Source organism: Oscillibacter sp. (assembly GCF_028693505.1).
Lineage (GTDB): Bacteria > Bacillota > Clostridia > Oscillospirales > Oscillospiraceae > Oscillibacter.
The window spans coordinates 1-12076 of record NZ_JAQUVF010000043.1; the positions used below are offsets into that span (position 1 = coordinate 1).

General features: G+C 56.1%; 11 protein-coding genes. 9 read left to right on the top strand and 2 right to left on the bottom strand.

Features of this window, described 5'->3' with window-relative positions; genetic code table 11:
* Positions 1–67: 67 nt before the first annotated feature.
* From PHI30_RS09805 to PHI30_RS09815, 3 genes are all read left to right on the top strand, one after another.
* Positions 68–1426 carry an acetyl-CoA hydrolase/transferase C-terminal domain-containing protein gene (locus tag PHI30_RS09805; protein ID WP_300027207.1) on the top strand — a complete coding sequence of 453 codons (1359 nt, stop codon included), beginning with the start codon at positions 68–70 and terminating at the stop codon, positions 1424–1426.
* A gap of 304 nt (positions 1427–1730) precedes the next feature.
* Positions 1731–2501 carry an SDR family NAD(P)-dependent oxidoreductase gene (locus PHI30_RS09810; protein ID WP_300027210.1) on the top strand — a complete coding sequence of 257 codons (771 nt, stop codon included), beginning with the start codon at positions 1731–1733 and terminating at the stop codon, positions 2499–2501.
* A gap of 22 nt (positions 2502–2523) precedes the next feature.
* Positions 2524–3336 carry a gluconate 5-dehydrogenase gene (locus PHI30_RS09815; RefSeq protein WP_300027212.1) on the top strand — a complete coding sequence of 271 codons (813 nt, stop codon included), beginning with the start codon at positions 2524–2526 and terminating at the stop codon, positions 3334–3336.
* A 62-nt stretch (positions 3337–3398) separates the two neighbouring features.
* Here PHI30_RS09815 and PHI30_RS09820 read toward each other — a convergent pair whose 3' ends face one another.
* Complete coding sequence (locus PHI30_RS09820; RefSeq protein ID WP_300027214.1) at positions 3399–4466, bottom strand: LacI family DNA-binding transcriptional regulator; 1068 nt, start codon at positions 4464–4466, stop codon at positions 3399–3401.
* 392 nt (positions 4467–4858) lie between these two features.
* On the opposite strand from PHI30_RS09820, the gene PHI30_RS09825 reads away from it, so the two are divergent.
* The 6 genes from PHI30_RS09825 to PHI30_RS09850 all read left to right on the top strand — a co-directional run bounded on the left by PHI30_RS09825 (position 4859) and on the right by PHI30_RS09850 (position 10553).
* Positions 4859–5920, top strand: coding sequence for a C4-dicarboxylate TRAP transporter substrate-binding protein (locus PHI30_RS09825; protein WP_300027217.1), 1062 nt, complete (start codon positions 4859–4861; stop codon positions 5918–5920).
* A 110-nt stretch (positions 5921–6030) separates the two neighbouring features.
* Positions 6031–7266: an enolase C-terminal domain-like protein gene (locus PHI30_RS09830; RefSeq protein ID WP_300027220.1), complete on the top strand. Its 1236-nt coding sequence runs from the start codon at positions 6031–6033 to the stop codon at positions 7264–7266.
* A gap of 17 nt (positions 7267–7283) precedes the next feature.
* Positions 7284–7559: a UxaA family hydrolase gene (locus PHI30_RS09835; protein ID WP_300027222.1), complete on the top strand. Its 276-nt coding sequence runs from the start codon at positions 7284–7286 to the stop codon at positions 7557–7559.
* Between the two features lie 13 nt (positions 7560–7572).
* A complete protein-coding gene (locus tag PHI30_RS09840; protein WP_300027225.1) occupies positions 7573–8736 on the top strand; it encodes a UxaA family hydrolase in 1164 nt (387 codons plus the stop codon).
* Positions 8737–8766: 30 nt separating this feature from the next.
* Complete coding sequence (locus PHI30_RS09845) at positions 8767–9270, top strand: TRAP transporter small permease (RefSeq protein ID WP_300027228.1); 504 nt, start codon at positions 8767–8769, stop codon at positions 9268–9270.
* Positions 9267–10553: a TRAP transporter large permease gene (locus tag PHI30_RS09850; protein ID WP_300027230.1), complete on the top strand. Its 1287-nt coding sequence runs from the start codon at positions 9267–9269 to the stop codon at positions 10551–10553. Before PHI30_RS09845 ends, PHI30_RS09850 begins: the two co-directional genes overlap by 4 nt.
* A gap of 83 nt (positions 10554–10636) precedes the next feature.
* On the opposite strand, the gene PHI30_RS09855 is transcribed toward PHI30_RS09850, so the two are convergent.
* Entirely contained in the window at positions 10637–11644 is a 1008-nt protein-coding gene (locus tag PHI30_RS09855) for a GGDEF domain-containing protein (protein WP_300027233.1), read from the bottom strand.
* Between the last annotated feature and the right edge of the window lie 432 nt (positions 11645–12076).

Here is a 12076-nt window from a genome sequence, read left to right on the forward strand (position 1 = left end):
GCGTGTTCTGCGCGGAAGGCGGCATTCTGCCTTCCGCGCGGTGTTGCCTAAAAAACAGGAGGAGATTATGACGACAAGCGCAATGCAACCCGTGCGCCGTGGACGGCTGAGCGAAGAAGCGGATTGGCACCGGCAATATGAGGAATTGAAGGTCACCGCCGAGGAGGCGGCGGCTTTGATTCAGGACGGCGACGGCGTTGCCATGCCGGCGGCCGCCAGCTGGCCCTACGCGGTGGACGAAGCCCTTGTCCGTCGCCTGCGCGCCATCGGGGGCAGGGTGGAGCTGTATTCCCTCTTTACGCCCGCCGACACCGTGTTGCTCCAACCGGAAAACCGGGATCTTGTTGAATATTATGTAAACTTTCTCTCGGGAGACCGGGCGTTGATTTCCCAGGGCAATGTCCACTTTGTCCCCACGCATCTCAGCGAGGACGGCGCTTGGATCTGCGATCGCCACCCCCGGGTAACGGTCATCACCTGCGCGCCGCCGGATGAAAACGGCTGGATGAGCCGCAGCATCTCCGCCTCCCATCTGGACCGGACCGTGCTGGAGCAAAGCGAGCTGGTGATCGTGGAGGTCAACCCCCGCCTGCCCGCGCTCTCTAGCGACGGGGAGTGCCATTTGCTGTTCCACGTCTCAGAGGCGGACGCCATCGTGGAGAGCGATCATCCTCTGGCGGAAAACATTCCCGCGCCCGCGACGGAGGTGGATGAAACCATTGCGGGCTATATTGCGGAGATGGTGCCTAACGGTGCCTGCGTCCAGTTTGGCCTGGGGGGACTGCCCAACGCCATCGGAGAATGCCTTGCGTATGCGGGAAAGCGGGATCTGGGACTGCACACAGAGGTGGTGACCAACTGCGCCATGAAGCTGATGGAGCAGGGCGTGGTGAACAACAGCCGCAAGCAGCTCTATCCGGGGCGGTCCGTGGGGGCGCTGTGCGTGGGGGACCGGGACCTTTGGGCCTTCGCAAACGGCAACCGGGACCTTTGCTTCAAGGAGGTCAAGTGGGTGAACGACCCGCGGACCATCTGCCAAAATGACGGCGTGGTTTCCATCAACAACGCCATGGAGATCGACCTCACCGGGCAGGTCAATGCCGAGAGCGTGGGGCCACGGATGTACTCCGGCACCGGCGGCCAGCTGGAGTGGGTCACCGGCGCCCAGTGGTCCAAGGGCGGAAAGAGCATTATTGCGCTGCGCTCCAGCTATCGGGACCGCAGCGGCACGCTGCACAGCAAAATTCTTCCCCAGCTGTCCCCGGGCGGCATCGTTACAACGCCGCGCACGATGGTGCAGTATGTGGCAACGGAATATGGAGTTGCAAATCTGAAGTATCGAAGCTGCCGGGAGCGCGCCAAGGCCCTGATCGCCATTGCACACCCGGCCTTCCGGGAAGAGCTGGAGCGGAATTTACCGCTATAAATCAGAGAAAAGCACCCGTTCGTCAAATGCGAACGGGTGCTTTTTTGGAGGGAAAAGAGCCTCCCTGCAAACGGGTGACAAAAAATTTGTAAACACGTGTAAAACAGCACTTGCACATTGGAAGTTCCTGTGCTATATTGAAAATAAAAGAATCATTAGATACCGGAATTTAAGAACCGGTACAGAGGAAAAGGGAATCCATGACCGGGAAAGCGTTGCTTTTTTCAAAATGGTCACGTGTTCAACTTGGCCTTTGAGCAGGATGAGAAGGAAAGGATGTTTTACAATGGGCGTTGCAATTTCTTTGAAAGGCAAGAATGCCATTGTCACCGGCGGCGGCGGCGGAATGGGCCGCTGCACGGCACTGATGCTGGCGGAAGCGGGCGCGAACGTGATGGTCTCCGATATGGACGGTGCGGCAGCTGCTGCCGTGGCCGCTGAGATCACGGAGCGCTTCGACGTCAAGGCAGTCGCCAACACCTGCAATGTCACGGTCAAGAGCGAGATCGACGCGATGGTGGAAGAGGCTGTGAAGGCCTTTGGGCGCATTGATATCCTTAACCATGTTGCCGGCGTGTTCGGCGCCGTGGATTTCCTGGAGGCTACCGAAGCGGACTACGACAAGCAGCTCAACATCAACACGAAGGGCACGTTCTTTGTGGATCAGGCTGTGCTGAAGGTCATGATCCCCAATCGGGCTGGCAAGATCGTCAATATGTGCTCTCAGGCCGGCAAGTACGGCTTCCCCACCAATGTGGCCTACACCACCTCCAAATTCGGCGTCACCGGCATGACACAGTCCATCGCCCAGTACGCCGCCCCCTATAACGTCAACGTCAACTGCGTGTGCCCCGGCATTGTGCGGACAAACATCTGGGAGCGCGCGCTGGAGGATATCCGCCGGCAGGGCGGCGATGCGGAGGCGTACTTTGAGTCCCGCCTGCAGGGCATTCCCCTGAAGCGGGCCCAGACCATGGAAGATATCGCCCACATGTTCTTGTACCTGTCCTCGGACTTTGCCGATAATATGACCGGTCAGGCCATTAATATTACCGGCGGCCGAGTGATGCATTGATTTTTAGAAGGGAGACAGAAAAATGACCAGTCAGGAGATTATGAACCAGTTTTCATTGAAGGGAAAGACCGCGCTGGTGACCGGCGGATGCTACGGCATCGGCTTCGCCATCGCCACGGCACTGCACGCAGCAGGTGCGCGGGTGGTTTTCTGCGCAACCAGCGAGGGGTCCGTTGAAAAGGCACTGAAGGCTTATGCAGCGGAAGAGATGACCGACGTGAAGGGGTATGTCTGCGACGTGACGGACGAGGCGTCCGTGCAGAAGCTGATCGCCCAGATCGAAACCGAGGTCGCGCCGCTGGACATTTTGGTCAACAACGCGGGCATCATCAAGCGCATCCCCATGTGCGAGATGGCAGTGGAGGATTTCCGCCGCGTGGTAGACGTGGACCTGACGGCCCCGTTCATCGTGGCCAAGGCAGTGCTCCCCGGCATGATCCAGCGCGGACACGGCAAGATCATCAACGTCTGCTCCGTGCTCAGCCAGCTGGGCCGGGAGACGGTGGCGGCCTATGCAGCTGCCAAGGGCGGCTTGAAGCTGCTGACTCAGAACATCTGCTGCGAGTTTGGCGGACAGAACATCCAGTGCAACGGCATCGGGCCGGGGTACATCGCCACGCAGCAGACTGCCCCCCTGCGGGAGCCGCAGGCGGACGGCAGCCGTCATCCCTTTGACCAGTTCATCATTGGCAGAACTCCCGCAGGCCGCTGGGGCGTGACGGAAGATCTGATGGGGCCGGCAATCTTCCTGGCTTCCGATGCTTCCAACTTCGTCAACGGCCACGTCCTGTATGCGGATGGCGGCGTTGTGGCTTACCTCGGCAAGCAGCCCTGAGTGAACGCCTGAGTTTTTCCTGCAATAAACGAGAAAGCCCCATCCGAACGGATGGGGCTTTTTTATGGCTTGGAGCCGGGACTGCCGGACTTGCATGTGCTGATACTGCTGCGAAGGGTCAAGGTCACTTTGGGAATCACATAGTCGCAGGGCGTGACGCTGCCCTGTTCGATCAGCTCGATCAGTCGTACCACGGTGAGCTTGGCGATCTCCTCGCAGCAGGTGGAGACGACGGACAGCGGCGGCGAGGTGTAAATGGCGGTGTCGACCTCGTCAATTCCGATGAGGGAAATATCCTCCGGAATGCGGAGACCGAGGTCCCGAATCGCTTCAAAGGTGCCCATCAGCATGGTGGCGGAACCGGCGCACAAAGCAGTGGGCAGGTCATCGCGATTGCGCTGAAGAAGGCGCTGCGTGGCGCCGTAGCCGCCGGAACGGCGGTTAAATGCGCCGTATTCCAGATACCGCGCCCGATCAAAAGGAATACCGGCCGCGGTGAGGGCGGTTTCAAATCCTTCCAGACGGTCCCGGACGGAGAGCTTGTTGGGTTCGCCGGTGACGTGGGCAATCTTGGTATGTCCCTGCCGGACCAGCTCCTCACCGGCCAGACGGCCGCACTTGAAGTTGTCATAGTTGACGACAATGATATTGGACGCGGGACTGCGGCGAATCTGATTGTACAGCACCAGCTTATAACCCCGGGCGGAAAAACGGGCCAGCGCGTTTTGATCCAGATGGTCGCCCATGATAATGCCCCCGGAGATGCTGCGGCTTTGAAACAGGCGGTCAATGTCATCCATACTGTCCTCGTGGACAATGGTGGTCATGAGATTGTATCCGTGCCGGTTGGTTATATCGATGGCGAAGGCAATATAATCGTAAAAGAACTGAGAACGGGAAATGGTGTATTCGTCGCTGGTTGCCGCCACATCCATAATAAAAAGCCCCAGAACCTTGTTTTGCTTGCCCACCAGGTTCCGGGCGGCCGCATCCGGAAAGTAATTGTGCTCGCGGATGACAGCCTCCACCCGCTCCCGCGTTCCCTCTGAGACGCTGGCGTGCCCGTTGAGAACCCGGGATACGGTGGTTCTGGACACGCATGCCAGCTTTGCGATTTCGGAACTGTTCAATAGAGTCCCTCCTTGACAGAAACTACACTATATTGCTTCTATTCTATCAATTCTCCCGAAGTTGTCAACTAATTTGTGGACACTCCGGTGAGATTGCGGGAAGAAGCGGCCGTATCTGACATAGTGCACAAAGAAAAGTGGAAAAACATAGAAAGAAGGACAGTTGACACAAATTAAACACGTGTAGTATAATGAAAAACATCAAGGGGATTTGTTCACGGGCGGATGCTCTTTTTCACAAAAGAAGAAGCGCTATAAGAAGCGGCAAAAGTGCTTGTTACTAAAAAAACGCAAACATTTGCTTTTGCGTCAAAAATGGACACGTGTTTCAATTCGCGCCGGTCTCCGGACCGATGCGGAGGAAATAAAAACAAAAAAGGGAGAACGATGTCATGGAAAAGATGAAAAGAGTTCTTGCAATGCTCATGATCGGCGCATCCTTAATGGGCCTGACCGCTTGCGGCGGCTCCAAGAAAGAGGAAGCTCCCGCCCAGGGAGGCGAGACCGCGGCACCCGAAGCACCCGCAGAGAAAATTGTGATTCAGGTTGGCTACGGCAATAACCCCGGCGAGCCCACCGACCTCGCCATGCAGAAATGGCAGAGCCTGCTTGCTGAAAAGAGTGGCGGCACCATGGAACTGGAGCTGTTCCCCTCCAGCCAGCTGGGTTCCCAGTCCGATCTGACCGATCAGATCGTGATGGGCGAGCCGGTCATTTCCATCAGTGACGCCTCTTTCCTCGCAGAGTACGGCGCACCCGAGATCGCAATTGCGTCCTGCCCCTATATCTACAATTCCTGGGACGAGTGCTGGAAGCTGACCGAGAGCGACTGGTGGAAAGAGCAAGAAGCTCTGCTGGCCAAGAGCGGCATTCACATCATTGCTGCCAACTATGCTTACGGCGAGAGAAATATCATGACCACCAAGCCCGTCAACACCATTGAAGACATGAAGGGCCTCATCATTCGTACCCCGACCACCCCCAGCTACATGAAGGCTTTTGAGTATATGGGCGCAGCTCCCACCGCTATGGCGCTGGGCGATGTGTACACCGCCACCCAGCAGGGCACCGTGGAGGGCATGGAGAACCCCATGGCCACTCTGTACGGCCAGGCTTACTATGAGGTTGCCAAGTACATCACCCTCACCAAGCACGTGAAGATGCCCACCCAGTGGATCTGCAACGAGGACTTTTTCCAGGGCCTGACGCCCGAGCAGCAGACTTGGCTGACCGAGACCTGCCAGGAAGCCGGTGAGTACAATAACCAGCTGCAAGACGAGATGATCGATCAGTACATGAAGGACATGGAGAAGAACGGCGTTACCATCATCGACCTGAGCGATGAGGAGCGGGCAAAGTTTGCAGCCGCTTCTGCCAAGGTGTACGACGACCCCACTATCACCGAGGGCTGGCGCGACGGTCTGTATGATTATATCCGCGACCTGGTCAGCTAATCCGAAACTGCGAAACGTTTAATGCAGTAAATAGGAGGAGGGATAAGTGAACTTGCTTGTCCCTCCTCCTGCTGTTTAAGGAGAGTTCTAAAAAACAGGAGGAATCATTTATGAAATCAGTCAAGATCACAGGAATCACGGTGGAAGACCGGCGCTTTGATTTGGAAAACGGCGCTGGGTCCGACGCAGTACACACGGTCCCGGTCTACGCATATGCGGTGTGCCGCCTCAAAACGGATACACCGTTGGATGGCGTAGGCTTGGCATTTACGCTGGGAAGTGGCAACGACATTGTCTGCAAGGCCATCGAGTATTTAAGTACCGAACTGGTAGGCCGTGAAATCCACGAACTGATGAGTGAGTTTGGCAAGGTGTTTGCCGGGCTGACAGATTCCCCCTGCTACCGCTGGCTTGGGCCTCACAAGGGCGTTGTCCATCTGGCGCTGGCAAGCATCACCAACGCCTGCTTTGACCTGTGGGCCAAGGTGGAGGGCGTTCCCCTGTGGAAGCTGCTCATTGACCTCAAGCCGGAGGAGATCATCTCCCTGCTGGATTTCCGGTATGTGGAGGATTTCTTGACGAAGGACGAGGCACTGGAGATCCTGCGGGCAGGCTGGATCGGCCGCGAGGAGCGCGAGAGCGTGCTTCGCACCGGTTATCGCGGCTACGATACCTCCGTGGGCTGGTTCAACTATCCGGACGATCTGGTGGTGCAGAACACCAAGGAGGCGCTGGCGAAGGGCTTTACCGCCATGAAGCTGAAGGTCGGCTCCGCCGATCCCGAGCGGGATATCCGCCGCGCCGCCCTGATCCGGCAGACCGCGGGAGACGCCGCCACCATCATGGTGGACGCCAACCAGCAGTGGACGCTGCAAAAGGGACTCTATGTCATCGATAAGCTCAAGGCCATCAACCCCTACTGGGTGGAGGAGCCTACCGATCCGGACGACGTGCTGGCACACCAGACCCTGCGCCGGGCGTTCCACCCCATCCGCATCGCTCTGGGCGAGCACGTGCCAAACAAGGTCATCTTCAAAAACTACCTGCAGGCAAACGCCATGGACATCAACCAGGTGGACGCTGTCCGCGTGGGCGGTATTTCCGAATTTATCCTCATCAGCCTGATGTCCAAGAAGGCCAATGTGCCGGTCATTCCTCACGTGGGCGATATGGGCCAGATCCATCAGCATATGGTGCTCTTCAACCATATTGCGGTGGGCCATCCCAACATGTTCCTGGAGGCCATTCCTCACCTCAGGCAGTATTTCAAATATCCTGTGGAGCTGGAGAACGGATATTATGCCGTGCCGCAGGTTCCCGGCAGCACCTGCGATTTCGCAGAGTAAGAAACGGAGAAATTCGTATGAAAGCAACGGTCATCGACGAAAAGGACAACGTGGCGGTGGTCCTCGGCGCGGTGAAGGCGGGGGAGGAAATCACCTGGGTGAAGGGCGGAGCGCCCTTCACCGCCCCGGCTTTGCGGGATGTGCCCGTCTACCACAAAATCGCCACGGCGCAGATTCCCAAGGGCCAGCCCGTCGTCAAGTACGGCGAGCATATCGGCATTGCCGCGGAGGATATTCAAGTCGGCGACTATGTCCATGTGCACAATGTGCTCAACAACCGTGAAGAACTGTGAAGGAGGCGGCGGTATGAATTTTTTGGGATACCGGAGGAGCGACGGCAGAGTCGGCATCCGCAATAAGGTCTTGATTTTACCGGCTTCCGTTTGCGCGGCGGATACCGCGCGGATCGTCGCCTCACAGGTGCAGGAGACAGTCACGTTCCACAATCAAAACGGCTGCTCTCAAGTACCCAGCGATATGGAGCTGACCATGGATGTGATGGCGGGCTTTGCCGCCAATCCGAACATTTACGGGACCATCGTGATCTCTCTGGGCTGCGAAGGCTGCCAGATGGACCTGGTGGTGGAGGCCATTCAAAAGCGCACCAATAAGCCCCTTCGTCAGTTTATCATTCAGGAGGAGGGCGGTACCATCTCTACGGCGGAAAAGGCCGTGCGGGCCGCCCGGGAGATGGTACAGGAGGCTTCCTTGCTGAAGCGGGAGGAATTCCCCGTCAGCGAATTGATCCTTGGCACCGAGTGCGGCGGCTCCGACATGACGTCCGGCCTTGCCTCCAACCCCCTGATCGGGCACACCTGCGACAAGCTGGTGGACCTTGGCGGAACGGCGGTTTTGTCCGAGACCACGGAATTTATCGGCGCGGAGCATATTCTGGCCCGCCGGGGCCGCACGCCGGAGATCCAAGCGCGGATTTACGACATCGTGCACCGCTATGAGGCGGCGCTGAAGCTGGTGGGGGAGGACCCCCGGGGCGGCAACCCCTCTCCCGGCAACATTGCCGGCGGCCTTACCACGCTGGAGGAAAAATCGCTGGGCTGCATCCACAAGGGTGGACACCGCCCGGTGGAAGAGGTTTACGACTACGCCAAGCAGATGGAGCCCGGCAAGGGTCTCGTCATTATGGATACGCCGGGCAACGACCCCTCCTCCGTGGCGGGCATGGTGGCCGGCGGCGCGCAGATCGTGGTGTTTTCCACCGGCCGCGGTACGCCCACCGGCAATCCGGTGGCCCCTGTCATCAAGATCACGGCCAATCCCCTGACCTACGGCAAGATGAAGGATAACATCGACGTGGATGCCAGTGTGCTTTTGGACCATCCCGAGGAGATGGAGGCTGTGGCGTCCGCGCTGCTTTCCGAGGTCGTGGGGACGGCAAACGGCAAGCTGACAAAGTCTGAAGCACTGGGCTTTTATGAAATGGCAATTGCCCGGGTATGTAACTACGTATAAGTGTAAAAGGAGAAAAGGAGGTTTCTGAATATGCAGGGAAAAAAGGCCAAGAAGATTCTTGGTAATCTGGACGTTACGATTGCCTGCGTTTTGATCGTGTGTTTGATCTTGCTGACGTTTGTCGGTGTGCTCAAACGGTATCTGCTGCGCAGTCCGATTACCTGGATGGAAGAAATACAGATGCTGCTGTTTTTATGGGTGGTGTTTCTGGGGGGCAGCGGCGCCTTCCGGACGGGTTCCCATATCGCCATTGAAATCGTTGTGGACGCACTGCCCAAGAAAATCGGCGGCTTTGTGGAGCGCTTTGACGTGCTGCTGGAGCTGGTGATTCTGGGGTATCTCTTTGTGCAGGAGACCACATATTACCTGCAGCTGATCGATGCCGGAAAGCTTACCACGCTGCTGCGCCTGCCCTATGGCGCGGTCTATCTGGTGGTTCCGGTTGGCGGCGCGCTGATGATTATCAGCATGTTGGTTGGAGCTTACAACCAATTTATCGCTAAAAAACCCGCACAAAAGGAGGCTGACGCATGAGCACAGAGATTGCCGTCGCATTAATTGTGATGCTGGTGCTGCTGTTTATCAAGGTTCCGGTCTTTCTCTCTGTGATTGCAGGCAGCGCGATCTACTTTTTCATCAACCCGGGCGTCAGTTCCATGATTTTGGCACAGCGTCTGGTGTCGGCCATTCAAAGCTCTTCTTTGCTGGCCATTCCGTTCTTCGTCTGCTCCGGCGTGTTTATGAACTACTCCGGCGTGACCCGGCGCATCATGGCCCTGTGCGATATTCTCACCGGTCGGCTGTGGGGCGGTTTGGCACAGGTGAACGTGCTGCTGTCCACGCTGATGGGCGGCCTCTCCGGCTCCAGCTTGGCGGACGCCGCCATGGAGGCCCGGATGCTTGTGCCCGCCATGGAGCGCAAGGGCATGAGCAACGCGTTTTCTTCCGTGGTCACGGCGGCCTCCGCAATGATCACGCCGCTGATCCCGCCCGGAATCGCCATGATCCTGTGCGGCTCCCTGGCAAACGTGTCTATCGGAAAGCTGTTTGTCTCCGGCATTGGTGTGGGACTGCTGCTGTGCGCCGGTGAAATGATCACGGTGTCCATCATTTCAAAAAAGCGCGGGTATGCCCCCTCCAGAGATAAGAGACTCACGTGGCGGGAGGCCCGCCCCGTGGTCATGGAGTCCATTCTGCCCATGTGCCTGCCGGTCATCATCATCGGCGGCGTCCGCTTTGGCGTATTCACCGCCACGGAAGCCGGCGCGGTGGCAGTGGTGTACTCCATCATGCTGGGCTTGGTGTACCATGAGCTGGATTGGGAAACCATTAAAAACGGCCTCAAGGAGACGGTGCTCTCCACCGCCGGAATCATGCTGATTATCGGCGCCGCTTCCGCGCTTTCCTGGATATTGACCAAGGAACGCATTCCCCAGATGCTGACGGAAATGATGCTGGCGGTCAGCGCCAACAAGTACATCTTCCTGCTGCTGATGAACCTCTTCCTGCTGTTTGTCGGTATGTTTATCGAGGGTAACGCGGCGATGATTATTCTTGTGCCGCTGCTGTTCCCCATTGCAATGAGCTACGGCATCAATGAGATCCAGTTCCTGATGGTGTTCATCTTCAACATGGCCATCGGCTCCCTGTCTCCACCCATGGGCACCTTGATGTTTGTGGTCTGCGGAGAGACGAAATGCAAGCTGAAGGACTTTATCATAGAGAGTATCCCCTTCTACATTGTACTGATCGTGGAGCTTCTGGCATTGACCTTCATCCCCTTCCTGACCACCGGACTGGTGAATTTGCTCTACTGAGTCTTTTCAAACAAGAAAGCGCTGCCGCCGAGAAATTCGGCGGCAGCGCTTTTGTTGTGCCTCCCTGCAAGGCGGCGGAGATTTCAGGATAAAGTGAACTGGTCCGTGGATGCTTCGCCGCTTTGCTCCGAAGGCGTAAAGGAATTCTCCGCTTTTCGCGTTTGCTTGAAGTGATACATCCGCTGGTCGGCCAGAGAAAGCGCCTCATCTATGGTAGATTTGTTTCGGTTATAATAGGAATACCCGATGGACACCAGCGGCAGCCGCAGCTCCGTGCTGCGCATGGAAACGATCTCATGCAGAAAACGGTGATAGGCCCGTTGAACGGAAGCTTCATTTGCCGTTTCACTGATGACGCAAAATTCGTCTCCTCCAGTCCGAAAACACAAACCCAGCTTTGAAAACACGCTTTTAATGCAGGAGGAGACGGCTGTGATGCAGAAGTCCCCGAAGAGATGGCCGTATTGATCGTTGACGGTTTTAAAATCATCGATGTCGAAAATGATGATCATAACATTCTTCCGGTTGCGAATCCTGCGAAGATAGCTCTCGTAAGTCTGCCGGTTCAGCAGTTCCGTGAGTCCGTCGATTTGATGGCACAGCTCACAGTAGTAGATGTAATAGAGCCCGATGGCAAAAGCGGTGCACAGCCAGGAGAGATAAGCCTGCGGGAAAAAGACCTGCACCGAGGTGCCGAGAACCACAAAGAAAAAGAGAATGTATAAAATATAGCGGTTGCTGTTTTGATATTGTTTACTCGCCAAAAGCGTTTTAAAAAAGAGACCAATGACGGCGCCGACATAGGAGAGAACGAAAAACCACCAAAAAGGTCCCCGGGCGTATATGTTAGCTGCACTGATTTCAAAAATGATGGGAAATGCGGCGGAAAGAACTGACAGAATAATGTTGACGCAGGGGAGAATCCAAAGTAAGGCGTCGCCTTTTCGGCGGCGGCTGATTGCCCCGCCGATCAGCAGGGGAATAAACGGCGAGATGGAAAAACCGATGACATTGGAGAGGATGTAAAGTGGGAGATACCATGCCGCCGCCGCTTCCAGAGAGATTGTGGTGACTTCCGCAAGAAGCACCACAGTGGTGGCGACAATGGAAAGATGAAAAAAATGCTGCGCATCAGCTGTCGCAACATCACTTTTTTGAATAATGCAGTCTAAAATCAGCAGAAAAAAATGCTGACGTAAGAAACTGCTACATAATAGAAAATCATAGCTGTCTCCTCATCCAAAGAACAAGGTTTTGTTTTATTATATCAGAATGCTGGGAATTTGTCACTGAAATTTGTCGATTTGGGCATAAATAAAAGCAGGTAAAGTAAAAATGGGCAATTTAGAATTGGCGCACTCGCTGGGGATGCCGTTGCTTTTTAAAAGAGAAATCTTGTGAATGTCAATGAATATTTGAGCCAGGTGCTAGCGAATATTAGAGCCACTTTTGCTAACGAATACTTGAGCCACCTGACCAATTTGTGCTACTCAACACTTGAGCCACTTTGCGTTTCCAACAGC